This is a genomic window from Azoarcus sp. DD4 (genome assembly GCF_006496635.1).
GTDB lineage: Bacteria > Pseudomonadota > Gammaproteobacteria > Burkholderiales > Rhodocyclaceae > Azoarcus.
In genome coordinates this window covers 2,655,912-2,682,637 of the sequence record NZ_CP022958.1, presented here as the reverse complement: position 1 = coordinate 2,682,637, position 26,726 = coordinate 2,655,912, and the positions used below count along the sequence as shown (strand labels likewise).

Here is a 26,726-nt window from a genome sequence, read left to right as displayed (position 1 = left end):
CTTCAGGCATACGGAACAGAGGTCGATGCGGCAAGAGGAGGGCGATTCTCCTCCGTCGCCGGATCGGCCGCAAACCGGGTTTCCCCCTCCCGCGCTGACACCTGGGACCTGCGCCCGAGCGCGAGCTGCCCAGCCTCTTGGGCGCCGATTCGGCACTGCGCGCCAACTATACTGGAGCTTGTCACCGTGTCGGCAAGGGACGCCATGAGCGAATCCACGGCTGGGCCAGAGTCGCAGTTGCGCCAGGACGCGCCGCCCGGAGACGCGGTGGATGTCACCGTAGCGCTCACTCTTGCCACCCGCCTGATCGGTCGGATCGTGCTGCGCGCGCAAGACCAAGATGTCATCTGGCAGGAGGCCTGCCGTGTCCTCGTCGAATGCCGTGTCTGCACCACCGCATGGATCGGCCTGAGCACACATGACGGCCGCGGCCTTCATCCCGTGGCTCGGGCGGGGCAGGGCGGGGTGCTCGCCAGGCTCGACGGCCACGGCACCGGCCCGATCGCCAATGCCATTCGCAGCCGCCACAGCGTCGTGCTGCACGACATCCAGCAGACGCGCGATCCGGATCTGGCTCCCTGGCGGGGCGATGCCCTTCGCCGCGACGTCCGCGCTGTTTGCATCCTGCCGCTGCATGCCGCCGATACCGTGATAGGCGCCTTGACGCTGCTCGACGGGCAAGCGGGCCGCTTCGATGCCGGTACCGAACTCCTGGCCGATCTCGCAGACGACCTGTCCTTCGCAATCCTCCGCCTGCGTGACGCCGCAGAACAACACGACGAAGCCCGTCGGCTACGCCTGATCGAGCGGGCGTGGCGCACGCTCAGCGCCGGCAACCGGGCGCTTGTCCGTTCCACGGAAGAAGCCCAACTGCTCAACGAAATGTGCCGCCGCATCGTGACGGTGGGCGGCTACCGCCTCGCCTGGGTCGGCTACGCCCAGCACGATGCCGACAAGATGATCTTTCCCATGGCGCAGGTCGGAATGGAGTACGGTGCGCTCGACAACCTGCAATTCACCTGGGCGGACACGGCTGCCGGGCAGACGCCCGCCGGGGTCGTGATCCGCACCGGCAAGCCCTGCGTGCGGCTGTCGGTCGCCACCGACCCACTTACCCTCCGTCACCGCGAACAGGCCATGCAGCACGGCTTGGTGGCACTGAGTGCCTATCCGCTGATCGTGGACGAGGTCGTGATCGGAAACCTGAACATTGGCGCAGACGAACCCGAAGCCTTCGGCGACGAAGAGCTTGCCGTTCTGGCAGAACTCGCGGAAGACCTTTCCTTCGGCATTTCCAATCTGAGAATCAGGGCGCGGCACCGCAACGCCGAGCGCACGATAGAACGTATGGCCTTCGTCGATCCCCTGACCGGGCTTCCCAACCGCACCCGTCTGCGCGAACGGCTCAAGCGCCTGATAGAACACACACGCCACCACTACCAGCCGTTCGCGCTCCTGACCGTGAACGTCGACCGCTTCCGGGAGATCAACGACGTCATCGGTTACCAGCAAGGCGACACCTTGCTGGTCGAACTGGCGAAACGCCTGGCTGGCCTGATCGCACCACCGGCATCCGTCGCACGGATGGGCGTGGACGAGTTCGCCATCCTCCAGCCAGGCGCAGGCGCCGAACAGGCCGAAAATCTCGCCGAGGTGCTGGCACGCAGTTTCGACGAACCTTTCGATGTCGCCGAAGCACGCATCGAGGTCCAGGCCAGCATAGGTATCGCGCTGTATCCGGGACATGGCGCGGAGCCGGATTCCCTGATCATGCGGTCCGACGCTGCGATGTACCAAGCCAAACGGGAACGTACAGGGATCGCCGTCTTCCGCGGCGACTCCGAACAGGACAATCTCGCCCGCCTATCGCTGATTGCCGATCTGCGCCGGGCGATCACCGACAACCAGCTTCGGCTCTACTACCAACCCAAGGTCGACATGCCCAGCGGCACGATCTGCGGCGCGGAGGCGCTGCTGCGCTGGGACCATCCGCAACACGGGCTCATTCTTCCGGACAGCTTCATTCCCCTTGCCGAACGTACCGGCCTCATCAATCCGCTCACCTACTGGGTACTCAATGCCGCGCTGGGCCAATGCTACGCCTGGCGGGAAGAGGGCATCGACATGCCGCTGGCGGTCAATCTGTCAGCGCGCAACCTGCTCGATCCCCACCTGCTGGAGCGTCTCGAAGGACTTCTGGCCACCTGGGGCGCGAAGCCCGAGTGGCTACAACTGGAGTTGACCGAGAGCGCGCTGATGGAGGATCCAGCCGGTGCCCTCGATGTGCTGCGTCGTCTCAAAGAAATGGGCTTTCGCCTCTACGTCGACGACTTCGGCACCGGCTATTCCTCGTTGAGCTACCTGCAGCGCCTGCCTATCGATGCGGTCAAGATCGACAAGTCCTTCGTCCTCGGCATGCAAACCGATCGCGACTCGGCAATCATCGTTCGTTCGACGATAGAGATGATCCACAACATCGGCCTCGAAGTCGTCGCCGAGGGTGCCGCGAACCGCGTGCTGTGGGATCAACTCGCCGGTTTCGGCACGGATGTCGCACAAGGCATGTACATCAGCGCACCGATCCCGAGTGAGCAGTTCCGTGAGTGGAACATCCGGTTTCGGGCAACACCGCTGGATACCAATTGAGATCCGTTGCCGGCCCATCACCCGGCCAGGGCGTCGTCTTGAACGCCAGCCATCAGTGCGTGGAGGATCGGTGGTTCGATTTCCAACGATTCACGAATTCTCATCACGGGCTCCCGAATATCATGCACCGGGTTTCAGGCGGCGTCCTCAAAGGGTCTGCCCGTTCTCGGCTTTGACGATCTGGCCGGTCATTGAGCGGGATGTGAGCAGAAGCCAGATGCTGTCGGCAATGTCTTCAGGTGTCGAGATACGCTGCAGGGGGAGGTTGCCTGAGAGTTGGCGCATTTTGACTTCGTTGCCGGACCACCAGCGTGTTTCGACAGCCCCGGGGGCAATGCAGTTGACACGAATCTCGGGCGCCAGGACACGCGCCAAGGATTTGGTCATACCGTGCAGGGCCGCCTTGGAAACGGCATAGGGGAGGGACGAGCCGTAACCGGTTTCTCCGGCAATACTGCCGACGTTGACGATTGCGCCGTCGGGCATCGCACGCAGGTACGGTGCTGCGGCCCGGCAGCAATTGAAGGCGCCTTTGACGTTGCCCGCGAAGAGCTCGTCCCAGGTATCGTCGGCAATCGCATCCAGATCGGCGAACGGCAGTTGCCTGGTAATACCGGCATTATTGACAAGATACGTGATGTTGCCGAAAGCCTCGACGACTACCGCCATCATGCGTCGGACCTGGGCGTCGTCGGCGATATCGCTTCGGATGGAGATGGCGTCCTGACCTTTTGCGCGGATGGCCTCAACAGTGTTGTTGGCTTCAACATCGCTTCGCGAATAGACGATTGCCACTGCGCAGCCGGCCGCCGCCAACTTCTCGCTTGTGGCCCGACCGATGCCCGTACCGCCGCCAGTGATAACGGCGACTGCTTTTTGTGAGCTGTTCATCTCGGACTCCTATTGTCGGATTGAATTGGCAATGTGGTCCCCTGTTCCTTCGGATGCGCTGAGAGCATCCGTCGGGACGGGCTGCCTGCCGGTCATCGACGGGCTAGGCCACTCCCGCAGTCCTCTAGCCTTGTCATGGTTCCCAAACGTTGCCGGTTCGAGCAGTGCCCCATCATTTACCTCTGAGTCGGTCGAGAAAGCGTTCGATTTCACTCGCAACCTGGTCGGGAACTTCGACATGGGCGTAATGCCCTGCGCCGTGAACCAGCGCAACCTGGGCTTTCGTCTTCCCGGCCAGCCAGGCAGCTTCCGCGACAGGATCGTTGAAATCCGGATCGCGGCTGCCCATGACGACCAGCACTGGAACGGAAACCTTGCCGACCAGTGCCTCCGTATCGGACTTGGATAACGCGACCATGGTCCGCAACGCATCCATGCGTCCGGCTTCCTTGAGATTGGCAGCCAAACGATCACGATAGGCCAGATGGTCGGCCGGCTTGGTCAAGGGAAACAGGCTTTCCCAGTAGGTCATCCAGAACCACGTGCACCAGGGACCGGCAAAGCCGATGCTGACCATGACCTGGGTCAACCGATCGAACGGCAGATCCCGCAGGATGGGGCCGAGCATGCCTATGCTCTGGACCACGTCAGGTTGCTCGTGAGCAGCCCAAAGCGCGGCGCCGGCGGCGAATGAATTGCCAAGAATGACCGCCTTGCCTGCCCCGAGTTGGCGAATCAGGGCGAGTGCGTCGCTGCCAACGGCCCGAGCCGAATAGTCCGGCCAATTCGCCGATGATTCGCCATGACCACGAACATCCATGGTAACAACGCGATACCCGGCCCCGACCAGGCGCGGGCGAAGGAAGCGGTATTGCTGCCTGACGTCGCCCATGCCCGGAATCGCGACGATTAGCGAACCGTTGCCGCCACTGTCGTCATAGGCGATGCGTCCGGCGTCGCGCTCGAGAAAGCGTGTTTCAGACGTCGCGGCGACGGACGTAGACAAGCCGATCTGCGCCAGGATGCAGCATGTCAGGGCCGTGGAACGAAGTGACGTCATGGTCTGCTCTCCTGAAGGTGAGAATATCGTTCGGACGGTTTGCTGTTGCCATCGACCGGCAACACGGACCGTCGCCGCCAAATGCTTGACCGTCGACGACATCGCCCTACGCGCTGGACAACGCCGCGGTCAAAAGTCGAGCAGGACAAGAAGCAGCCGCTGATCCTCATCTCTTCCGATCAGGGGCGCAGCAGAAGGGTGCCCACGGTTTGCCCGGACTCCAGCCGGCGATGAGCCTCCGCTGCCTCGCTCAAAGGCAGGACGGCGCCGATCGTCGGCCGCAGGCCGGCCTGCAACTGCCGGATGGTAGCCATCGCGCCTTCTCGATAACGCACCAGATCCGTCATGAAGCGGAAGACCCCGGGGCGAGAGAGTGCCACCGAACGCGCCGGGCCGAGTAGCGACAGATCGAGCGGCCCGGAGTCGTCGGCGGCCACCTGACCGACGCTGGCGACCATGCCATAGGGGCGGACGGAACCGAGGGTGTCGAGCAGCGTCTTGCCACCGATCCCGTCGATGGCGTAATCGACACCCTGGCCATCGGTCAGCCTCATGACCGCTGCCACGAAGTCCTCATCGCGGTAATGGATGGCATGGTCAAGACCATGATCGATGGCCAGTTGCGCCTTGGCTGGCGAACTGACCGTGCCGATGACGCAGGCACCCAGGGACTTTGCCCACTGTACGAGAACTAGCCCCAGACCGCCCGCCGCCGCATGGACCAGCACGGTATCGCCGGCCTTCAGCGGATGGACGTAGGCGAACAGCATGTGAGTGGTTATGCCGCGCAACAGCAGGCTGGCCACCGCATCGTCGGGCACGTCATCGGGCAGTGGGATGGCCCTGTCGGCCCGCAGGTTTCGGGCGCTAGCATAGCTGCCGGCAGGTGGGCCGGCATAGGCGATGCGTTGGCCGACCCGGACCGTGTCGACATCCGGCCCGAGCGCCTCGACCACTCCGGCCGCCTCGACCCCGAGAACGGCGGGGAGCGAAGGCAGTCGGTAGAGGCCGGTTCGGTGATAGATATCGACAAAATTCACGCCGATCGCCGTGTGGCGGACACGGATTTCACCGGCCCCTGGCGGGGGGAGTGTTGCCTCGATTTCGGTTAGTGCGGATGCGTTGCCATAGTGACCAATGATGATCTGGGACGTAGCTGATGCGCCGAGAAACGACTCGCGCTTGGTCATGATGTTCTCCTGATGTACGAACTTGCAAGCGCAGCTTATGCTGATCAAAATTGCTCAACAATTCGTAAAAATTCACAACTACTGTGCAAAAACGCTCAGACAATCCTGGCTGCGAAAAACGCGGCCTGCAATGGGACGACATTCGCTATTTTCTTGAACTGGCGCGCACTGGCAGCTTGTCGGGCGCCGCCCGGCGGCTCGGAGTCGAGCACTCCACCGTGGCGAGGCGTGTCGAGGCGCTGGAAAGGTCATTGGGTATCAGGCTCTTCGACCGCCTGCCCAAAGCCTGGTCATTGACGCCGGAAGGCGAGACGCTGGTCACTCAGGCGGGCCGACTCGATAACGAAGCACTGGCATTCTCGCGGGCAGCGCTCGGTGTTTCCTCCCTTCAGGGAACCGTCCGGGTGTCGGCGCCGCCGGTCTTGGCCGGCCACTTCCTGGCGCCCCGCCTGGCCACGACCCGCGCAAGATGGCAAAACATCGATCTGGAACTGATCGGTGAGTCTCGTGACGCCAATCTGGCGCGGGGCGAAGCGGACCTGGCGATCAGGATGTCGCGGCCCACCGCGCCGGGCCTGGCCGCTCGTTGCATCGGGGAAATGGGTTACGGACTGTATGCAGCTCATGGCTATACCCGCCGCCCCCGCGAAGCCTGGGAGTTTCTTGGTTACGACGATAGCCTCGTACAGGTACCGCAGCAGCGCTGGCTTGCCCAGCTTGCCGGCGATCGGCGCTTCGTATTCAGGAGCAACGATCTTGCGGCACTGCTCAATGCCACACGCGTAGGTCTGGGTATCGCGGTTCTTCCGCATTTTCTGGCTGCGAACGATGATGCCGTGTCGCTGGTATCCGATCCAGTCTGTCCAACGCTACGGCAAATCTGGCTAGTGATGCACCCCGACGTCAAACGTTCGCCGCGTGTACGGCTGCTTGCCGATCTCCTGATCGATCTGGTCAGCGAGGCACAAGCGCTGTTGTCGGGAGCCGCCGCTGACCGATCAACAGGGGCAGTTCCCTCCGGCAACTGATGGGGGCAAATTCGGTAACGCGGATAGCACCCCCAATCGCCGAGGTCAATCAACCCGTACACAACAACGCCCGCGAGAACTGGCCTCGGGAGGCTACCGAAGGCGGGAAAGCGGCAGGCACTTCACCGTGACCTTTCTAACACCACAAACCGCCATAATTTGTATTATGTAAACTTCAATCAATGGTAGCCGGTTCGGTATCTGGATAACGAGACGTTCCGGTCGGAACGAAGATAACCTGCCAGCTTGGACCGATCGGACGTCCGACTCCAACGCCCCGTACACCCTTCCCGGCACCCGGGGAACTCCGGGGAGCCGCGCAATGGCTCCCCGGCCACTTATCGTCCGCGTCTCGCTGCAACATCCGGCGATAACCGCAAAACGGTGCACGTGTCACCGCTCCCGTTGCTCCCGCAAACGATGCGCCATACATGCGCACGACCAAGCGTCAAAGGAGCGCAGCCTGCCACGCCACAGTCCGACTCAGTCCGGCACGAATACCTCGCCACCGCGCACCCTGATCCGGTCGCGCGGGGTCGGATTCATGCTGATCGATGGCACGTTGGCAGCGGTGATCGGTGCCGCAGCACCAGGTGTTCCCGTCCGTGGCGTGGTCCGCACCACCTGGGAAGGCGGCAGCGGGGAATGCTCGGTCAGGTGCCGGTACATCAGGTCGAGCGCCTCGCGGAAGTAGACATGCAGCGGGACGAAGCGGGTGTCGTACCCGGGGAGCGTCGCCGTGCCGATGAAAGCGTCGAAGTGCTGGGCATTGGTTACCTCGATATAGCGCAGGCGGCTGCGGCCATGATCGGCCAGGCTGTTCATCGCCAGATAGGGACGTGAGGAGAAGCCGACCGGCACAAGCGCATCCGCGCGCCCATGCACGATGATCGCCGGTTTGCCGTGCAACTGCCCGGCCACCCGCAGCGCGTCCACACTTTCATGCACCTGCCGGGCGTCGGCGCTTGCGCCGGTCCACAGTTCGCGCAGGCACAGCGCGCCATCCACATTGAAGTCGAGCTTGCCGGTCGAAGGTGAAACCGACGCGCCGTCGCGCCGCGGGCCGCCGACCGACGCATCGTTGATGATCTGCAGCCCCGCCGCCGGCGGTATGCCGTTGCCGGTGCCGAAGCTCGTGGCTGCGCTCGCCGCAGGCCACGCCACCGGCACGCCGGTCGCATCGGTCGCGGCATAGCTGAAATCGCACGCGCGATCCTCGACGCCGAAGCGCCCATAGGCGTTCGCATAGGTGAGCGTGATCGGCGGTACGGCGAAGGCGTAGTGCGACGCCGCCAGCGGCGTGGATTCGGGCTCCCAGCCATAGGCAAGCAAAGCATCCAGCGCGCTGTCGCCCTGCTCCACCGGCGTGCTACCGGTAATCAGACCTGCGGCGACGAGCGCCTCGCAGCGATTTGCCGCCAGCGGAACCGGGATGAACCCGGCTCCCGGCGAGCCCGCGGCGCGCGGCGACAGCACCGCGCACGGCTGCAGCAGATTCGCCATCGTGGTGTAGTCGTAAAGCGGCCGCCCCGCTCCGCGACGCACCTGGCTACCGCGCGTCACCCTGACCTCGTCGTTCTCGCGCAACTGAATCTGCGGTTCGCCGACCGCGACGCCGTCGATCAGCCTGTCGTCGTCCTGCTCCGCAGCCGCGAGCGCCGCACCCCCGCCGTTGGAGACACTGGACGCGATCACGATGGTGTTCGCCGGCACGATCGTGCGGACCACACCCCTGGGCGTCTTGCGGCCATAGGTTTCGTTGAGCACGTAGAAGGCGAAGCGCACCGCATCCAGCGTATTCCGCCCCCACCGCGCCTCTGGGTTGGCCCCCGAATGAGCGTGCTTCACCGCTACCCGATGCGGCCACGCGGCAAGGAAGGCCACGCGTTCCGACTCCGACAGGTCCGCAGTGAAATGCGACTCCTCGCCGGCGTTGGCGGCATCGACACGCGTCCCGTCGATCAGGCCGACGGTATTGGTGGCCAGATCGTGCATGCCGTTGCCGCTGCCCTTGTCGGTGTAGGCAACGGCGCATCCCTTCTGCAGCCCCCATTCGCCCGAGGTACCGATCGCGCCGTAGATGCCGCGCGAACCGCTTGAGGTGCCGGTGACGATGCAAGGCGCTTTCGGATTGAAGTGCGCCGGAACCTGCACCATCAATGTCACGACGGTGTCGTCCGCTGCGTCGATGGCGTAGGCGAGGTATTCGGTGCCGGCGATCCTGCCGTCGCCCGGTCTGGAGACATGCCCGCCGGCGTCCACCGAGATCAGCGGCCCGAACAGCGATCCGAAGCCGCCTGCACTGGTGGTGTCCACCAGCGCCCGGTAGTTGCTGTAGATGGCCAGCCGGCGCAGTTCGGCCGCCGTCGGCACCGCGGACACCGTTGGCACCGTTGCGGACTGTATACCGCTGCGGCCGAGCCCGGCGGTGAGCAGGTCGTCGGCCACGCCGTCCACGCTGCGGAAAGATATCTCGCCAAGGAACGATGGTTTCACGTTGAAGCCATACTCCGGCGTGGCGGAAGCGGCCAGGGCCGTAAGGGGAAACGCAAACGCTGCGACAATGCCTATGCTTCGATTCATCGGGACTCTCCGTTGTCGATTCGCACGCCGGCGCCCACGACAAACGCGTCGTTTCATGCACGTTGCGTACGCGTATACGTTAAAGACCGCAGCTCCCGGCGCAGATATAGGGGTTTGTCCTCATCCTGGCCACCTCCCCCCGACGGTAGGGGAAACCACATACTCCGCCGCGTTCAATGCAGTGCGATGACAGGGCGGGACCGGAGGGCGGAACAAGTCGAAGGCCATCGGCGAAGCCTTCTTCGGCGGCGTGCTCAGGTCGCGCCGGTCGTGAGCACGAAAAAAAGCCCATCCGGCACCAACACCGGATGGGCAACAGACCGACGGTCACAAGGAGAGGAGAGGGAGAGAAGATTCCGCCGGTCGATAAGTCTTGGAGCTCAGGCGCCCTGCCCGGTGCGCTCCTGGATTTCGGCCTGACGCATCACGCTGCCCGGCACGCCGCCAATGGCCCAGTTCTCCGGCGCCACCGGCACGATGCCGCCGCGCACCAGCGCACGGTCAACACCGAGCACCCGTTCGACGATGTCGGTAAAGCCGGTCAGCAGGCGGTGGCGATCCGCCAGCGAGCGCCCTTCCATGACGACGAAGCTGAAGTACGGTGCCCGCTGCACGGCCCGGCACAGCGGCACACCGCCCACCGCCACGAGGTCCGGCCGGTACAGCTGGATGAACACCCGCACGCGGTCTATCGGGCAGGCGAGCACTTGGGCGAAGAAGCGGCTGGATTCCACCAGCAGCGCCTCGTGCTGTTCCGCCGTGTACTGCCCTTCGGCGAGATGAAAATGCAGGATCGGCATCGCCGCCTCCTCAGGGCAGACCGCGGCGACGGCCGGCGTCCAGCATCAGCGTGGAACCGGTCATCGCGTCGGCTTCGGGCGCCAGCAGCAGCGATACCGCCCAGGCCACCTGCTCCGGCGTGGTCAGCGCGCCGATCGAGGATTCGCCGCGCATTTCATCCAGCACCGCATCCACGCTGATGCCGCGCAGCGCGGCCCGGTCGGCGGCAACGCGGTGCAGGCGCTCGGTGTCGGCCGGGCCGGGGGCGATGGTGTGAACGGTGATGCCGCGCTCGCCATAGGCCAGGCTCAACTGGCGCACCACGTTCATCAGCGCCGCGTTGGCCACCCCGGCCGCGGCGGCGTAGGCGGTCGGTTCCAGCCCGTAATGGCCGCCGATGGCGACGATGCGCCCTCCCCTCGCCAGCCGGTCATCGACCGCCCGCACCAGGCGCAGCAGCCCGCCCACCTTGATGTTCACCGCCTCGGTCATCGACGCCGTCGGTGCGCTGAGGATGCCGCCCGCCACCGCCACGCCGGGGCCGTGCACCACCATCCGCACCGGCCCATCGACCGCGGCGGCTATCGCCGCGATGGCGCTGTCCGACGCGATGTCGGCGGCGCACGCCCGCAGGCCGGGGCAGCGCTCGCGCAGCGCGTCCAGCGCATCCACCGAGCGCGCCACCGCCACCACCGCCAGCCCCTGCCCCACCAGCCGCGAGACGATGGCCTGGCCGAAAGCGCCGGTGGCGCCGACGACGACTGCGATTTCCTGTTGTGATTTCATGCGTTTCCTTCCGGTGGCAACTCAGGTGAGCACGGTCAGGAAGCTTTCGCGCGGGATGTTGTCCTGCGCGAAGGTCGCCGCCCCCAGCTCGCTGGTATCCCAGGTCAGCGTCGGCGTGTCGGGGTAATGCACGTAGCCGCCGGAGAAAACCTCGTTGCGATTGCCCGAGGGGTCGAAGAAATAGATGGTCGCGCCGCGGGTCACACCGTGGCGGTTCGGGCCGACATCGACCGGGATGCGGTACTTGCCGATCAGGTCGGCGGCGTGGATCACGTCGTAGGTCGATTCCAGCAGGAAGGACACATGGTGGAAACGCGCCTCCTCCGGCTGCAGCACGAAAGCGACGTCGTGCGGCTTGGTGGAGCAGCTGAGGAAGAGCGCGAGCGAGGCCTCGCTGTCCACGTCGATCAGGCGCTCGCTCAGGTCGAACTCGAACACCTCGCGGAACAGCCGCGCGTTCTGGTCGATGTCGGGCCCGCCCAGGAGGCAGTGGTCCAGCCGGTTGATGCGGAAGCCGCGGATCACGCCTTCGTCCGGCATCACGCCCGGATTGCGCGTGCCCAGCGTGTTGCCGGTCTGCTCCTTATGGGCGTAGAGCTGCATCAGGTGCCCGCTCGGCAGACGGAACTGCAGCCGGCGCCCGGAGTACGGATACACGCCCGCCGCGATGTGCTCCACCTTCAACCCGAAGGCCTCGATCTTGGGCGCCAGTTCGGTGAGCGTGGCGTCGTCATAAACCTTGAAGGCGAAGTAGTCCATGCCGGCGGAATCGGCCTCGCGCAGCACCAGGCAGTGGTGATCGTGCTCGTCCCACGCCTTGTAATAGACCCGCCCGCCCTCGCCCTGCATCACTTCGTGCAGTCCCAGGCGGCGGCCGTAGTGCTCGCGCGCGGCGCTCATGTCGAGTACGCGGATCGCAACTTCGCCGAGCCGCAGCAGACCTCGTAGTGCCATGTTGTTGTCTCCTCTGTTGTTGGTTTGGATGCGCAATGCGTCCCGGCACCGCCGGTTGCCTTTCCCCCTCCCCTTCAAGGGGGCGTAGGCGGGGTTTCGCAGAGCACCGCTCTGCGCCGCCGGAGCGGCGGAGCGAAGCGGAGACTCCTGGCTGGGGTGGGGATGGGGTGAATCAGCGCCTGTTAGAACCCCATCCCCATCCCAACCTTCCCCTTGAAGGGGAAGGGGCTACACCCGTGGCCCGCTGAAGTTCATCCTCAATCCGGCCAGCGCTTCCGGCTGTGTCAGGCCGCACTCACCCCACGCTCCCGCGCCATCGTCATCGCCGTGTCCTGGATCATGTCTTCCTGCCCGCCGATCATCTTCTTCCTGCCCAGCTCGACCAGGATGTCCCGCGCCGGCACGCCAAAGCGCTCCCCCGCGCGCTTCGCATGTAGCAGGAAAGTCGAATACACCCCCGCAAACCCCAACGTCAGCGATTCGCGGTCGACGCGGACCATGTGGTCCATCATCGGCACGATCACGTCCTCGGCCACGTCCATCAGCTTGAAGAGATCGACGCCGGTTTCGATGCCCATGCGCTCGCACACCGCGGCGAACACTTCCAGCGGCGTGTTGCCGGCGCCGGCGCCCAGGCCGGCTACCGAGCCGTCGATGCGAGTCGCGCCGGCCTCGATCGCGGCGATGGAATTGGCGATGCCCATGCCGAGGTTGTGATGGCCGTGGAAGCCGATTTCGGTTTCCGGGTTCAGCACCTCGCGCAGCGCGCGCACGCGGGCGGTGACGTCGGCGGGCAGCATGTAGCCGGCGGAGTCGGTCACGTACACCGTTTGCGCGCCGTAGGACTCCATCAGCTTGCCTTGCTGGGCGATGCCGGCGGCGTCGTTGAGGTGGGACATCATCAGGAAGCCGGTCGTATCCATGCCCAGCTTGCGGGCGAAGGCGATGTGCTGGGGCGCGGTATCGGCCTCGGTGCAATGGGTGGCCACATGCACGCTGCGGGCGCCGGCGTCGTAGGCGGCCTGCAGCTCGCGCATCGTGCCCAGGCCAGGAATCAGCAGCACCGACACCTTGGCCTGCTTCATCCGCGACGCCACCGCGGCGATGTATTCCTCGTTGCTCGCCAGCGCAAAGCCGTGCTGCAGCGAATTGCCGCCCAGCCCGGCGCCGTGGGTCGCCTGCAGGTAGGGAATGCCGGCGTCGTCCAGCGCGGTGGCCACCTTCACCATCTGCTCCACGCTGATCTGCTCGCGCTTGGCGTGCATACCGTCGCGCAGACACATGTCGTGCAGGACGACCTTGCGCCCCTTCGGGTTCGATTCGCTCATCACGCCACCTCCACGGTCTTCAGCTTGATCTTTCCGGCCAGGATCTCCTCGGCGAACATCTCGGCGGTGCGGGTCGCGGCCGCGGTCATGATGTCCAGGTTGCCGGCGTACTTCGGCAGGTAGTCGCCCAGGCCGGCGACCTCCATGAACACCGAGACCTTGTTGCCGTCGTAGCTCGGCCCGTTCACCAGCCGGTAGCCGGGCACGTATTTCTGCACTTCACCGATCATCTGCAGGATGGATTCGGTGATGCGCGCCTGGTCGGGCGCCGACTCGGTGAGGCAGTAGATGGTGTTGCGCATGATCAGCGGCGGCTCGGCCGGGTTGATGATGGCCAGCGCCTTGCCCTTCTTCGCGCCGCCGACTTTTTCGATGGCCGACGAGGTGGTGTAGGTGAATTCGTCCAGGTTGGCGCGGGTGCCCGGCCCCACCGACTTCGACGCCAGGCTGGCGACGATCTCGGCGTATTCCACGCCCTGCACCCGCGACACCGCATTGACGATGGGAATCGTCGCCTGCCCGGCGCAGGAGATCATGTTCACGTTCATCTCCACCCGGTCGGCATGCTGGCGCAGGTTCACCGGCGGCACGCACAGCGGGCCGATGGCGGCGGGCGTCAGGTCGATCATCATCACGCCCAGCTCGTTGAGCTTGCGCGAGTTCTCCGCGTGCACATAGGCGCTGGTGGCGTCGAAGGCGATCTGGATGCCGTCTTCCAGCACATGCGGCAGCAGGCCATCCACGCCGTCTGCGGTGGTTTTCAGGCCGAGCTCGCGGGCGCGCGCCAGCCCCTCGGACGCCGGGTCGATGCCCACCATCCACACCGGCTCCAGCACCGGGCTGCGCTTCACCTTGTAGATCAGGTCGGTGCCGATGTTGCCCGAGCCGATCAGGGCGCACTTGATCTTCTTCATTGCTTCTCCTCCGCCGCGGCGCGCTGTTGGGCCGCTGCGCGCTGGGCCATGTTCATGCCGCCGACGAAGAACTCCTCGTCGCCGTGTTCGGTAATCAGGATCCGCACGCTGTCGTGCTTCACCCCCAGGCTGCGCGTCACCGCCTCGGTAACCGCCTGCGCCACCGCCCGCTTCTGCTCCACGGTGCGCCCCTCCATCAGGTGCATCTCGATGATTGGCATGTCTCCCCCTTGAAATCCCTCAGGCCACGAAGCGCATCGACACGCTGCCCAGTTCCTGGAAGCGCGCAACCACGCTGTCGCCCGGCTGCACCGCAATCGCCTCGGTAATGCCGCCGCTCATCACGAAGCTGCCGGCGGGTAGCGTCTCGCCGAGCCCGGCGAGGATGTTCACCAGCATCGCAATCGCCTCCGCCGGATGGCCGAGCACCGCCGCCGACGCCCCCATCGCGACGATCTCGCCGTTCTTCTCCAGCACCACGCCGAGCGTGCGCAGGTCCAGTTCCTCGACGTAGCGCGCCCGCCCGCCGCCGACGAAGCGCGCCGACGAACCGTTGTCGGCGATCACGCTGGGCAGGTCGAACTTGAAGCCGGCAAAGCGCGAATCGATGATCTCCACCGCCGGCAGCACGTAGTCGGTGGCCGCCAGCACGTCCGCCGCGGTGCAGCCGGGGCCGCTCAGCTCGCGCTTCATCACGAAGGCCACCTCGCACTCGACGCGCGGATGCACCAGGTCGGCGGTGGAAATCGCGGCGTTTTCCGGGCGCGCCATGCGGTCGGTCAGGAAGCCGATGGAGGGCACATCCACGCCCATCTGCTTCATCTTCGCCTTCGAGGTCAGCCCCGCCTTCCAGCCCACCAGCCGATGGCCCTGGGCGAGGTAGCGGCGGCGCAGCTCGCTCTGCACCGCGTAGCCGTCGGCGATGGTCATCGCCGGGTATTCGTCGGTGAGTTTGGGAATGGCGCAGGCGCGGGTCTGCGCGCCTTCCACACGTTCGCACAGGCGCACGATGTCCTCGCGCGACAAGGTCAGGTTCTGGCTCATGCCGCGCTCCTTCCGGCAAATTTCACCCGGCAGCTGCCGAGCCCGCCCACGGTGCACACCAGCTCGTCGCCATCGGCCACCGGCACCAGCGCCGACTGCGAACCGGACAAGATCACCTCGCCGGCCTTGAACGGAATCCCCAGCTCGCCCAGGGTATTCGCCAGCCAGGCCACCGCATTGGCCGGCGAACCCTGCACCGCCGCACCGACGCCGGTGGAGAACAGCTCGCCGTTCTTCTCCAGCACCATCCCGGCCAGCGTGATGTCCAGCTTGCGCGGGTCGCCCTTGGTCTTGCCGAGCACATACACGCCGCAGGAGGCGTTGTCCGCCACCGTGTCCTGAATGCGGATCTTCCAGTCGGTAATGCGCGAATCGACGATCTCGAAGCAAGGCACCACGTAGTCGGTGGCGCGGATCACGTCCATCGCCGTCACGCCCGGCCCCTGCAGGTCGTCCTTCAGCACAAAGGCCAGCTCGGCCTCGGCCTTGGGCTGGATCAGCGTATCGAGCGGCAGCGTGTCGCCTTCCTGATAGACCATGCCCGAGGTGAGCTGGCCGAAATCCGGCTGGAACACGCCGAGGAAGTCCTGCACCGGCTTGCTGGTCACGCCGATCTTCTTGCCGACGATGGTCTCGCCCGCCTGCACCCGCCGCGCCACGTAGCGCTGCTGGATGCGGTAGGCATCGTCCAGGGTGATGTCCGGCTCCTGCTCGAGCAGCGGCGGAATGGTGCGGAGCGCCCGCCACGCTTCGTAGAGCGCGTCGCCGTAGTGCTGGATCTTTTCCTCGTTCATGGGTCCCTCTGTGGGTGGGGATGGGAGTGGTGTGGGTTTTCCCCTCCCCCTTCAAGGGGGAGGAGCAGGGGTTTCGGCAAGCACTGCTTGCCGCCTGCGGAGCGGCGAGGCGTAGCCGAGACTCCTGGTTGGGAGGGGGACGGGGTTGGGCGGACTAGGCTGGTTCGTGGCGTCGGGCAGGAGGTCGGTTTTGCTCCTCCCCTTTCAAGGGGGAGGCTGGGAGGGGGATGGGGTTGGGTTGGCGCCCGTCTAACCCCATCCCCACCCCAACCCTCCCCTTGAAGGGGAGGGAGCAGTCTTCACCCCAAACCTTTGGGAATTGCTCGAAAGCAGTGCCCAAGCCCACCCGAAACCCTAGCGCCCCAAATCAACCGCCCCCACCCGCCCCTACAACTTCACGCAGACATTCCGCGTCTCCGTATAGAACTCCAGCGAATGCACCCCGCCCTCGCGCCCTATACCGGACTGCTTCGAACCACCAAACGCCGTCCTCAAATCACGCAGGAACCAGCTGTTGATCCAGGTAATCCCCACCTCCACCCGCGCCGCAACACGGTGGGCACGGGCGAGGTTGGTCGTCCAGATCGTGGTCGAAAGCCCGTAGTCGGTGGCATTCGCCAGCGTGACCACTTCCTGTTCGCTGTCGAAGGGGCGGATGTGGCAGCAGGGGCCGAAGATTTCCTCGCGCACCACCGCGGCGGTTTCGGGCAGGCCGGTCCAGATCGTCGGCTGCACCCAGGCGCCTTCGGCCAGTTCGCCCGGCATGTCGGGCACGCCGCCGCCGGTCACCACCGTGGCGCCCTCCTCCACCGCCTTGGCGTAGTAGGAGAGCACCTTGCGCTTGTGCTCCTGGCTGATCAGCGGGCCGTAGTTGGCGGCGTGGTCCTCCGGGCGGCCGTACTTCACCGCCTCGGCCTTCAGCTTCAGCGCCTGCACGAAGCGCTCGAAGATCGACCGCTCCACGTACACCCGCTCGGTGCCAAGGCAGACCTGCCCGGTGTTGAGGAAAGCGGAGCGGAAGATGCCATCCACCGCGGCGTCGAAATCCGCATCCGCGAACACGATGCCGGCGTTCTTGCCGCCCAGCTCGAAGGACACATCGCGCATGCCCTCGGATGCCGCCTTCATGATCGCCGCGCCAGTGCGGGTCTCGCCGGTGAAAGTGATCGCATCCACGCCGGGATGCTGGGTGAGGAAGGCCCCGGCGGAATCCGGCCCGAAGCCATTCACCACGTTGTACACACCCTTGGGCACACCCACCGCGTTCATCACCTCGCCCAGCAAGGCGGCGGTGTTCGGCGTTTCCTCGGAGGGCTTCACCACCACGGTGTTGCCGCAGGCCAGCGCCGGGCCCAGCTTCCAGGTCATCAGCAGGAAAGGCGCGTTCCACGGGCAGATCACGCCGATCACGCCCTTGGGCACGCGGATCGCGTAGTTCAGCGCCCCCGCGCCGTCCGGCGTCGCCATCTGGAAAGCCTCCGTCGGCACGTTCTTCACCACGTCGGCGAAGACCTTGAAATTGGCCGCGCCGCGCGGAATGAACACATGGCGCATCACATGCGAAGGCTGGCCGGTGTCGGCCATCTCGGCCTCGACGAAATCCTCGAAGCGGCGGGTGATCCCGTTGGCGACGCCATACAGCAGCTCGACGCGCTGGTCGGTGGTCAGCCCGCCCCATTCGCCGTGCAGCGCCGCGCGCGCCGCCTGCACCGCCGCATCCACCTCCGGCCGGCCGGCCTCGCTGATCGAGGCGATCACCCTGTTATCCACCGGCGACCGCTTCTCGAAGCGCCGCCCGCTGGCCGCAGCCACGTACTCGCCGGCGATGAAATTCTCGATCTGACGCATCTGCTCCTCCGTTATCCGCCCCGCCGCCGCGCTGCCTTGGGAAGCGGCAGGATGGCGTTGGGTTCTATTCGAAACGGAGTCTAAGAAGCGCGAGAAATACCGTCCAATACCTTATTTTTGGAAAGCTGATACCTTCAGGGTATCGGAAGGCACCGCCCAGCCGGGGTGCGGCGGCTGCGCGTCAAGCGCCTTCATCGCCGCCCACCACCCCGGCAAGTGGCCCCCGCCCCGCGACCCCGAGATCGCACCCGATACGCGCCCCGAGCGTCATCCCTACCTGCTCGCGGAACAGGCGCGCAAAGGCGCTCGCATCCTGGTAGCCGACCCGGTCGCCCCCCGCCGCCACTGTCTCCCGCCACCGCATCTATGACCGCAGCGGCCTCGCCGGCAAGCGCGATGCGCGCCTTCTCGCTGGGCGGCCGTGAGCGAGACCTACTGCAACTGCTTGCGCTGGACAGCCATACGCCGCTGGTTTTTCCTTGCGTCGAGCACTTCAATAACCCGCTAAGGCCGAAAGCAGGTGTATGAGCGCTGCTACAACGTTGCTGCGCCGCCCCGAGTCGGCAATCAAGCTTGGCCCTGAGCCGATAGCCAGCCCACACCAAGCGAATGGCCGTGGCCAGCCACGAGCAATACGTCACAGTTACACTTCATCCGTTCGACATACAGTATTGCCAACTCATCGCCGGGTTTGGGCACTCATTTAGGACTGTGTATAACCGGGGACACACACAAAAGTGCTTATGAGTCAGCTCGTTACCAATGCGGGGGTTATCGATTTATACCGCAGCTCTCCGGATGAGTCCGCGGATTTGCGGGCTAAAACACGTTGGGCACCATAATTTATGCCATTTTTGCCGTTTGACGCTGCAAGAGCCTGCATAGGGCGTAGCCGCCGGTTCCTCGCACTTGCTGAGCATCAGAATCTACCCGACCCTCAAATTCTGAACGATTTGCGCCGCACTGCCGTTGTCATGGCGGTGGCAGCAATCGACTCATACATGCACTGGCTGGTCTTTCGAAGGCTTTCTGATGTGCGGCGCGAAGGCGATCTTCCGAAGTCACTTGCGAAACTCAGCGTTCCCTTCTCTGACTTGGCGTCGCTCGCTGACGCTTTGATTGCCGCTCGCCGTGCGAATAGAGAAATTCGACCGTGGGTTCAGGTCAAGAACAGCGTTCAAAAAGAGTTGTTACGCGAAACCTTCCAGTCATATGAGCAAGTGGCAAACGCGCTAGCACTTTCTGGTGTTGAAAAGGGTTGGTCGCGCACCGCTGTAAAGATTGGCTGTACAGCAAATGACATTAAGGAACGACTAAACCGCATAGTGCATCGTCGAAATCAGGTCGTGCACGAGGGAGATATCACTCGTGCATCGAGACCGCAAAATCTTAAGTACAACTCTGTCGCACACGATTCAGTGGTCGATGATGTCACTTGGATTGAAGCGCTGCTCACCGCAATCGAAGAGGTTGTAAATGAAGGCAATCCGGCCTAGCGTGTTGCCCAACAATTCCGTCGAGCGGGACGGCCCAAAGCTGCGCTTTGGGTTCCCTCCGCCTTCGGCTCCGGCCGCCCCTCACGTCAAACGTTATGCGTCTTTCACGCTCTCAGAGGATCAAACATGTCCGAAGGAATGAATTGGGAAAAGTTGCTAAATCCAAATCGACTAGGTCATAGATCATCTAAGAGTGAGAAGGGACGATCCCCATTTACTTCAGACCAGGACAAGGTTCTGTTTTCAGGATCATTCCGACGACTTGCCAGAAAGACTCAAGTTCATCCGCTCGCGACAAACGATCACGTCCATAACAGGCTTACTCATAGTCTTGAGGTCGCGAGCGTAGGAAGGACATTGGCAATTCGCGTCGGGCAGTCGCTTCATGAGCGGGGGCGACTACCGGAAGGATTTGCCCCAACGGACATTAGCGACATTCTTCAAGCTGTCTGTCTAGCGCACGATATTGGCAACCCGCCCTTTGGTCATACCGGCGAAGAGGCAATTCGACACTGGTTCCAACATGAAGAAGCCTTGCCATACCTTTCAGGACTCAATCCCAATGAAATCTGTGATCTAGAAACCTTTGAGGGAAATGCTCAGGGATTTCGGGTTCTCACAAGCTCAGAATTTCATCCGTACGACGGTGGCCTCCGCCTAACGTACGCGTCATTGGCCTCATTCTTAAAGTACCCATGGACATCAGTTCAAGCGGTCAGTGGAAGTCGTCCAAAGAAGAGCAAGTACGGCGTATTTCAATCCGAACTGGATACATTTCGCGAGGTCGCTGAGGAAGTGGGACTATTGCGTCGCCCCGGTGATGACTGGTATTGCAGACATCCACTTGTTCACCTGATGGAAATAGCCGACGATTTTTGTTACGGCTTATTGGACCTCGAGGATGGCATGGACATGGGGATACTAAAGTGGGAGGAGGTCTTTGAGGTACTCCGACCAATTCTCGATCAAACAAAAGTTGATGTCTTAGCTAAAGATTTGGAGTCGGTACGTCCTGGCCGACGCCCACCGCTAATTCGAGGAAAGGTAATTTCGGCATTCATCGAGGAAGCCTCAAGCGCATTTATCAATAATGAAGATAAGATACTGGCGGGCCAGTATGATGAACTGCTTCCTTTATGCAGCTCTACCGTTCAAACCTGTGTTGCGACCGCCAAGTCTCTAGCGAAGACGAGGGTCTTCACTCACCCGAGAAAAATCGAGTTGGAAATTGGCGCATACAACACGATCGCGACGCTCCTCAGAGTGATGTGCCACGCAACCAACGAGCTACTTTCTGCCGATAGGCCAAGCAGTTTTAAAAGCAGTCGGGTTCTTGATCTTATCGGAAGAAACACCTTTCACCCAAAACTTGGAACCCCAGAATGCCCCAATTCGCCACGTTATCTTGCCCTAATGCGTGTTCTCGATTTTGTCAGTGGCATGACTGATAACTATGCCACGCATCTCGCCATGCAATTTAGCGGTAAGGGAGCGGTGCGATAAACAAAACGCCTAACCCTGCGTATATGGACTCCCCCGTAAATCAAGACAGATCGTGCTTTTGACTTCCCGGGTTGAATCACCTGCAGTCATATATCCGGCATCTGTGGTGGGTTCTGAATGACCCGTGCCGACATGGAATCTGCCCGCGAAGCGCCAATCGTTACAAGCGGCTGCTGGAGAGCCGGAAGAGTTATCGGCGTTCTGTCGCGTGGGTGTGACCCGGTTGGCCATGATGAGCGATCAGTCTCGGCGCAAGGGTGAGGAGTAAGGGTGAATCGATCAGGCGGCGATGGCGAAGGCGGTGCGTTCGAGCTTCTTGTTGGGGCGCGGCTGCGGATTGCCGTAGGCAGCGTGGTCGCGCAGCACCGCGTAGCAGATGCGGGCAAGCTTGTTGGCGAGCGCGCAGGCGGCCTTGTTGTGATTGGTACGGCGCTGCACCTCGGTCGCCCAGGTGCGCAGGCCGTCCAGCGGGCGGCTCGCGTCGCGGGCCAGGGCCGCGGCCCGCAGCACCGCGCGGGCGCCATGGGTGAGCAGCATCCTCAAATAGCGATCGCCCCGTTTCGAGATGCGGCCGAGCTTGCGGGTGCTGCCCGAGGAATATTCCTTCGGCGTCAGCCCGAACCAGCTCGCGAAATGGCGGGCATCCCTGAAGTGGGTCACGTCGCCGCCGGTGGCGGCCACCATCGCGGTGGCGGTCAAGAGGCCGATGCCCGGCACCGACATCAACTGGGTGCAAGCGGCACTGTGTCGCGCCAGCGCGGTGAATTCCCGTTCCAGTTGCGCGATGCGCTGTTCGAGCAGGCGGATCTCCTCGATCAGCAATCGCATGGTTTCGCGAATGAGCGCCGGCACTGGCGAACGCGGAGCCGCCAACACCCGGCTGATCGCCTCCACACCGGTGCGGGCGCCTTGCGGAATGCTCAGACCGAACTCCCGGCAGAAGCCGCGCAGCGCGTTGATGCGCGAAGTGCGGGTACTCATCCCCAGGGAGCGAATCCGGTGCAGGCCCTGCAGCGCCTGCTGTTCGACCGACTTCACGCGCACCGGGTCGATGTCGGCCGTGCGGGCCGCTTCGAGCAACGCGCGGGCGTCGGCGGCATCGGTCTTGTTGCGTCGGACATAGGCGCGGATATAGGCCGCCGGGAGCAGCCGCACCTCGATGCCGAGCGAATTAAGCCAGCGTGCCCAGTGATGCGCCGAACCGCAGGCTTCCATGATGACGAGCGAGACATCACGATTGGCGAACCAGTGCTCGAATTGATTGCGTGTAAGCCGATGGCTTTCGGTTACGCGCCAGGACGAATCGGCGACGGCGAGTTGAAAGACGCTCTTGGCCAGGTCGACGGCAACGGTAGTAGCATCCATGATGGACTCCTCCTTCTGAAGACCGATCCCCATCCCCATGAGCACCGGTGGCGCCAATTGGGCGCCGAAAAGGAGGGGGAGTCCATCCCCTCATTCCACCGGACCTGCGCGAAAAGCCGCGCAGGCCGGTGAATTCAGACGTTAGCACCTGGAGCTATCCCAATTATGGATATCGACAAGATTCAGGAAAAACGAGTCGACAAGCTATGGAAGTCGTGGCATGACGACGGGAACCTTGAGATATCCGATGTCTTCTTGAGTGCCCAAGTCTTGGAACTTGTCGACGAACAAAAGATTGCCTTTGAAAGCTTCAACGTCGAACAGATCCTCAGCGTCATTCCGTTCTCAAACACCGTATTTGTGCTCATCTGCCCAGCCTGCATCGACAGCGATAACTTTGAGGTATTTGAGGGTCTTGTTAACGCCGGGCTAATTGTTCCTGTTTTTCAGGCTCGCTATCGCTACTACCCGCCGGAAGTTGTCCAAGCGGTTGCAACCAAGCCGCACATATCCGTCTATGAGTTTGAAATATTCAGGACTGCAATACTTCATAGTCGGAGTGAGGCTGCAGTTTGCTCCCATTGCGTAGAGGAGCGGGAAGTTCAACTCGATAGGCTGATACGAGGAAAACGCAACGCACCACAATTCCGCGATCATCTTGAAACGGTAGTCAGAAATATCCGACCATTTGTTGACCCGGACTTCGAAATACTTGACGAATTGGAGGAAAGCTTCAGCTCAAGGAGCCTAGATCGGGCACAGCAGATTGCTGACACAAGCTTTGGCATACAGACCTTAAGAAATGCTCAAGCACTGAACGCTCCATTGCTTCTAACAGACGAAAAGCTTGACCATTTAAACCGATACGAGCTGGAAGAACTAGAGGAACTTCGACGCGTTGGCTTAGAACTGCGCGAACTGATTTCTCATGGCTTGGGGCTGAAAGTCCCAACTACGATGCCCATTGGCGATTACGTCGGGTTAGTTCGAGATATTCGTCCGCACATGCTTTCAATAACCACAAAAATGCTTGAGTCTGGACGGTCCTCCACAAACGAAATATCGCTTCGAGATGTATTCAACGGAATAGAGGACGTCAACCGTGAGGTGGAGAGGATACTTCGATCCAAGAGGTATCTTTTCATGGAGGCGGCGGTCAGTACTGTCTCCAACAACAAAGAGCTACTCGCATCAGCGCTGGTTGCAGCGGCGAGAGTTCCTGCGAAAAAGTGGACACCCGCTAGTCATGTGAATTGACGCTCGAAATCTGCAGGCGACCGATAGCCGAGTGCTGAGTGTAGTCGCCGATGATTGTAGAAATCCACGTAATCGCGAATGGCGCGCTGCAGTTCGTAGTCGGAATTGAAACGGTAGCGGTGATACATATCGGATTTCATGGTCTTGTTCCAAGACTCCATGTGCGCATTGTCCGTCATGCGCCGGGGCCGATTAACGGATTGATCGATACCCGCACGCTGCAGACAGCGCTTGAAATCGGCTGCCAGAAATTCGACACCGCGATCGCTATGGAAAAGAACGCCCGGTTGCGGCCTGCGCGTCCGCACCGCGGACGCCAGTGCTCTCCGGGTCAGCGCTGCAGTCTTCTCTGAACCGAGTGACCAGCCGATCAGGCGGCGGGAATGGCGATCCATCACGGTGGCCAGATAACGCCACTGATCCTTGACCTTCAGGTAAGTCACATCGCCGACCCAGACCTGATCTGGACGTTCCTCCTTGACCTGATGTGCTTTGCTCTCGACGCTATCGAAGAACTGGGTAAGACCAGGCATACGTCGATAGAGCTTGGCAGAACAAGCCCGCACACCGTGCTCACGCATCAAGCGCTCGACGCGTCGCTTGCCGACTGCTTCACCTTGAGCTTTCAAGGCGGCATGCACCCGCGGGCTGCCATAGGTTTCCCGACTCGCCCGATGGGCCGATTCGATCTGTTCAAGCAGGCGAGCGTCCTCTGCCGCTCGGGCACTGAGCGGGCGCTGACGCCATGCGTAGTAGCCAGATGGGCTGACGTTCAGGATGCGGCACATGATTCTCACCGGGAACGTTTCCTGGCAGTGCTCGATGAAGGCGAAGACGTCCCCTTTCGAGCGGAAGTGAACGCGATGGCTTTTTTTAAAAGTTCATGCTCCAGCTTCAGACGCTCGAAATCCTTCTTGAGCTTACGCAATTCCTTGAGCTCGGCCGCCACATCCTTATCGATGTCGATCTCCTTGGTCAGGATAAGCCCCTCGCGCGCTTGCTTACGCCACTTCGACAGCATAAACGGATGAATGCACAACGACGCAGCAACGTCACTCACCATCACCCCAGGCAACCGACTTAGCCGCACAGCGGTTGCCTTGAAATTCGCACTATATCGATAGACCGTTCTCGGACCTGGCTTTCCCATCGCAAACACTCCTGAATGGTTGGTTCAGAGTGTCCACAAAACCGTAGGAACTATCGGCTCTGGGGCTCGGAGGGAGTTTGCTTGGATGCGCCGGGAGCGCGGTTGGGGGAGTTGGAGCGCACGTCCTCCGGAAAAAGGGAAAGCTTCAAGGCAGTGTGGCTATAAAGCGTCTCGGTCAAGCAATTCATCGTGATCTTCAGCCGACTCTTCGAAAAGTAGTTGCCGCGTATGTTGGCGCTACCGAGACTCCTCTACAGGTAATCGCCGTGCGAGAAAAGATAAGCTCGTTCAAATGACTTTCGCGCGCTGTGCTAAGACTCCTATATGGACTCCCCCGTAAAGCAAGACGGATCGTGTTTTTGACTTTCCAGGATGAATCACCTGCAGTCGTATAGTCGGCATGTGTGGTCGGTTCTGAATGACCCGTGCCGACATGGAATCTGCCCGCAATGCGCCAATCGGCACAATCGACTGCAGATGAGCCCGGGGGAGTTATCGACAACGAAGGCAGCATTCGAGCCTCCTGCCCCGCGTGCGGCGACCGGTCGCCATAGGCGAACGGCCCTATGCCCCTCAAATCGCCTTAAACAACGGACTCCTCACCTGCTGCGCATCCGCCGCAGAGATAAACCTCTCCATATATATATCCCGCTCAAACAGTCGCCCCTGCATCAGCGTCGTAATACACGCATCGATCATCAGCGGCGGCCCGCACAGGTAGGCTTTGTGCCCGCGGAAGTCGTTGTCGAACGCGGCCTTGGCGGCGTCATGCACGAAGCCGCGGAAGCCGTTCCAGTCCGACCCTTCCGGTTCGTGCGACAGGGCCGGCACGTAGCGGAAGTTGGGGTGGCGCTCCGCGAGCGACAGGAATTCGTCGTGGTAGTACAGCTCGGCGCGGCTGCGCTGGCCGTATACCAGGCTGATCGGCAGGTCGAAGCCTTCTTCCAGCAGATCGAGAATCATCGAGCGCGGGCTGGATAGCCCGGAGCCGCCGGCCATGAAGACCACCGGCAGCTTGGCGGATTTCTTGACGAAGAAGCGGCCGTAGGGGCCGGTGATGCGGATGGCGTCGCCGACCTTCAGCTTTTCATGCACGTAAGCGGTGCCCTGCCCGCCCGCGACGATGCGGATGTTGAGTTCGATTTCGCCGGCGGCCGAGGGTGCGCTGGCGATGGAGAAGGCGCGGGTGCCGATGCCGTCCGGCAGGTGCAGGTTGATGTACTGGCCGGCCTGGAAGCGCATGCCTTCCGGCGCGTCCAGCTTGATCCACACGCCCTTGATGGTGGGCGTGAGGCTTTCGATGCGGCTCACCGTGCCGTCGAAGTCGCGCACCGGCAGGTTGAGGGCATCCGGGTCGTCTTCGATTTCGGCTTCGATCACCAGGTCGCTTTCGGCGGTGGCGCAACAGGCCAAGCATTTGCGTTCGTCGCGCTCGAAGTCCATCAGCGCAAAGCTGGAGGCGGCGCCGTGTTCGACTTCGCCGTCGACCACCTGCACCTTGCAGGTGGCGCACAGGCCGTGGCAGCAGGCGTGGGGCAGGTAGATGCCGGCGCGCAGCGCGGCGTCCAGGATGGTTTGCCCCTCTTCGATTTCGATGGTCTGGCCGAGGGGTTCTATCGTCAGTTCGTAACTCATGATTCCTCCGTGGGGTGCTGCCGGCGGGCGCGCTGCTCGCGGCCCGCCGCGGTGCTCAGGCGACCGGGGCCAGGCTGTTGGGGCCGGCGGTGCGCATGCGCAGCTGGTCCTTGTGGCCGATGCCGTTGGCGGCGAGGCTGGCGTCGAAGTCCGGCGTCCACGGCTGGTTGGATTTCAGCCATTCGACGCGCTGCCAGTCGATGGCGGCGGCATCCGGGTCGGGCGAGACCAGCGCCTTCAGCGGGCCTTCGACGAGCTCGCGGAACGGGGTTTCCGGCGGCAGGCAGATCAGGAAGGGGGCGGCGAACAGCAGGTGGCGGTCCCAGCTCACATACACGAGCTGCTTGCCGTGGAAGTTGGCGACCTGGTCGCGCGGCACGGCGACGTATTCCTTGATGGCGGTTACGGGCATTTCGATTCTCCGGGCGTGAGTGCTCCCACCCGGGGGCGCTGGCCCCGGGGCGGAAGCTGCGA

Annotated in this window: 23 protein-coding genes; 5 read left to right on the top strand and 18 right to left on the bottom strand. The window is 62.8% G+C overall.

The features are described from left to right. Nucleotides 1–204 precede the first annotated feature (204 nt). Nucleotides 205–2,646 carry a GGDEF domain-containing protein gene (locus CJ010_RS12380; RefSeq protein WP_141018313.1) on the top strand — a complete coding sequence of 814 codons (2,442 nt, stop codon included), beginning with the start codon at nt 205–207 and terminating at the stop codon, nt 2,644–2,646. Nucleotides 2,647–2,793: 147 nt separating this feature from the next. On the opposite strand, the gene CJ010_RS12375 is transcribed toward CJ010_RS12380, so the two are convergent. The 3 genes from CJ010_RS12375 to CJ010_RS12365 form a co-directional block, all read right to left on the bottom strand. After that, on the bottom strand, nt 2,794–3,537 hold the full coding sequence (locus tag CJ010_RS12375) for an SDR family NAD(P)-dependent oxidoreductase (protein WP_141018312.1): 744 nt from the start codon (nt 3,535–3,537) through the stop codon (nt 2,794–2,796). A 172-nt stretch (nt 3,538–3,709) separates the two neighbouring features. Further along, nucleotides 3,710–4,597 carry an alpha/beta fold hydrolase gene (locus CJ010_RS12370; RefSeq protein WP_141018311.1) on the bottom strand — a complete coding sequence of 296 codons (888 nt, stop codon included), beginning with the start codon at nt 4,595–4,597 and terminating at the stop codon, nt 3,710–3,712. Nucleotides 4,598–4,776: 179 nt separating this feature from the next. Beyond that, a complete protein-coding gene (locus CJ010_RS12365) occupies nt 4,777–5,787 on the bottom strand; it encodes a quinone oxidoreductase (RefSeq protein ID WP_141018310.1) in 1,011 nt (336 codons plus the stop codon). 83 nt (nt 5,788–5,870) lie between these two features. Here CJ010_RS12365 and CJ010_RS12360 point away from each other — a divergent pair, with 83 nt between their 5' ends. Next, a complete protein-coding gene (locus CJ010_RS12360; RefSeq protein ID WP_205754953.1) occupies nt 5,871–6,815 on the top strand; it encodes a LysR family transcriptional regulator in 945 nt (314 codons plus the stop codon). Nucleotides 6,816–7,298: 483 nt separating this feature from the next. Here the strand turns inward: CJ010_RS12360 and CJ010_RS12355 are convergent, their stop codons facing one another. The 10 genes from CJ010_RS12355 to CJ010_RS12310 form a co-directional block, all read right to left on the bottom strand. Next, the gene (locus CJ010_RS12355; protein WP_141018309.1) at nt 7,299–9,398 is read right to left on the bottom strand and encodes a D-(-)-3-hydroxybutyrate oligomer hydrolase; all 2,100 of its coding nucleotides are present in this window, start codon (nt 9,396–9,398) and stop codon (nt 7,299–7,301) included. Nucleotides 9,399–9,778: 380 nt separating this feature from the next. Further along, entirely contained in the window at nt 9,779–10,198 is a 420-nt protein-coding gene (locus CJ010_RS12350; protein WP_141018308.1) for a 4-oxalocrotonate tautomerase, read from the bottom strand. 10 nt (nt 10,199–10,208) lie between these two features. Next, on the bottom strand, nt 10,209–10,964 hold the full coding sequence (locus CJ010_RS12345; RefSeq protein WP_141018307.1) for an SDR family oxidoreductase: 756 nt from the start codon (nt 10,962–10,964) through the stop codon (nt 10,209–10,211). A 21-nt stretch (nt 10,965–10,985) separates the two neighbouring features. Continuing rightward, the gene (locus CJ010_RS12340; protein ID WP_141018306.1) at nt 10,986–11,918 is read right to left on the bottom strand and encodes a catechol 2,3-dioxygenase; all 933 of its coding nucleotides are present in this window, start codon (nt 11,916–11,918) and stop codon (nt 10,986–10,988) included. A 284-nt stretch (nt 11,919–12,202) separates the two neighbouring features. Next, the gene (gene dmpG, locus CJ010_RS12335; protein ID WP_141018305.1) at nt 12,203–13,246 is read right to left on the bottom strand and encodes a 4-hydroxy-2-oxovalerate aldolase; all 1,044 of its coding nucleotides are present in this window, start codon (nt 13,244–13,246) and stop codon (nt 12,203–12,205) included. After that, entirely contained in the window at nt 13,246–14,160 is a 915-nt protein-coding gene (locus CJ010_RS12330) for an acetaldehyde dehydrogenase (acetylating) (RefSeq protein ID WP_141018304.1), read from the bottom strand. The genes dmpG and CJ010_RS12330 overlap by 1 nt, the downstream gene beginning before the upstream one ends. Next, nucleotides 14,157–14,381 (bottom strand): tautomerase family protein, encoded by a 225-nt coding sequence (locus tag CJ010_RS12325; RefSeq protein WP_141018303.1) that lies wholly within the window; start codon nt 14,379–14,381, stop codon nt 14,157–14,159. Before CJ010_RS12325 ends, CJ010_RS12330 begins: the two co-directional genes overlap by 4 nt. 19 nt (nt 14,382–14,400) lie before the next feature. Continuing rightward, entirely contained in the window at nt 14,401–15,204 is an 804-nt protein-coding gene (gene dmpH / locus CJ010_RS12320; protein ID WP_141018302.1) for a 2-oxo-3-hexenedioate decarboxylase, read from the bottom strand. Continuing rightward, nucleotides 15,201–15,998, bottom strand: coding sequence for a 2-oxopent-4-enoate hydratase (gene dmpE / locus CJ010_RS12315; RefSeq protein ID WP_141018301.1), 798 nt, complete (start codon nt 15,996–15,998; stop codon nt 15,201–15,203). The genes dmpH and dmpE overlap by 4 nt, the downstream gene beginning before the upstream one ends. Nucleotides 15,999–16,385: 387 nt before the next feature. Continuing rightward, entirely contained in the window at nt 16,386–17,846 is a 1,461-nt protein-coding gene (locus CJ010_RS12310) for a 2-hydroxymuconic semialdehyde dehydrogenase (RefSeq protein WP_141018300.1), read from the bottom strand. A gap of 845 nt (nt 17,847–18,691) precedes the next feature. On the opposite strand from CJ010_RS12310, the gene CJ010_RS12305 reads away from it, so the two are divergent. Beyond that, nucleotides 18,692–19,342 carry a HEPN domain-containing protein gene (locus tag CJ010_RS12305; RefSeq protein ID WP_141018299.1) on the top strand — a complete coding sequence of 217 codons (651 nt, stop codon included), beginning with the start codon at nt 18,692–18,694 and terminating at the stop codon, nt 19,340–19,342. A 126-nt stretch (nt 19,343–19,468) separates the two neighbouring features. Then, complete coding sequence (locus tag CJ010_RS12300; RefSeq protein ID WP_205754952.1) at nt 19,469–20,845, top strand: deoxyguanosinetriphosphate triphosphohydrolase; 1,377 nt, start codon at nt 19,469–19,471, stop codon at nt 20,843–20,845. Nucleotides 20,846–21,124: 279 nt separating this feature from the next. On the opposite strand, the gene CJ010_RS12295 is transcribed toward CJ010_RS12300, so the two are convergent. Continuing rightward, a complete protein-coding gene (locus tag CJ010_RS12295) occupies nt 21,125–22,210 on the bottom strand; it encodes an IS110 family transposase (RefSeq protein WP_141018298.1) in 1,086 nt (361 codons plus the stop codon). A 165-nt stretch (nt 22,211–22,375) separates the two neighbouring features. Here CJ010_RS12295 and CJ010_RS12290 point away from each other — a divergent pair, with 165 nt between their 5' ends. Further along, nucleotides 22,376–23,467 carry a hypothetical protein gene (locus CJ010_RS12290; RefSeq protein ID WP_141018297.1) on the top strand — a complete coding sequence of 364 codons (1,092 nt, stop codon included), beginning with the start codon at nt 22,376–22,378 and terminating at the stop codon, nt 23,465–23,467. Here CJ010_RS12290 and CJ010_RS12285 read toward each other — a convergent pair. From CJ010_RS12285 to CJ010_RS12270, 4 genes are all read right to left on the bottom strand, one after another. Next, a complete protein-coding gene (locus CJ010_RS12285) occupies nt 23,455–24,291 on the bottom strand; it encodes an IS3 family transposase (RefSeq protein WP_240794606.1) in 837 nt (278 codons plus the stop codon). The genes CJ010_RS12290 and CJ010_RS12285 overlap by 13 nt on opposite strands. After that, on the bottom strand, nt 24,261–24,617 hold the full coding sequence (locus CJ010_RS12280; RefSeq protein ID WP_141018295.1) for a transposase: 357 nt from the start codon (nt 24,615–24,617) through the stop codon (nt 24,261–24,263). The genes CJ010_RS12285 and CJ010_RS12280 overlap by 31 nt, the downstream gene beginning before the upstream one ends. A gap of 573 nt (nt 24,618–25,190) precedes the next feature. After that, nucleotides 25,191–26,252, bottom strand: coding sequence for an NADH:ubiquinone reductase (Na(+)-transporting) subunit F (locus tag CJ010_RS12275; protein WP_141018294.1), 1,062 nt, complete (start codon nt 26,250–26,252; stop codon nt 25,191–25,193). Between the two features lie 55 nt (nt 26,253–26,307). Next, on the bottom strand, nt 26,308–26,664 hold the full coding sequence (locus tag CJ010_RS12270; protein ID WP_141018293.1) for a phenol hydroxylase subunit P4: 357 nt from the start codon (nt 26,662–26,664) through the stop codon (nt 26,308–26,310). Between the last annotated feature and the right edge of the window lie 62 nt (nt 26,665–26,726).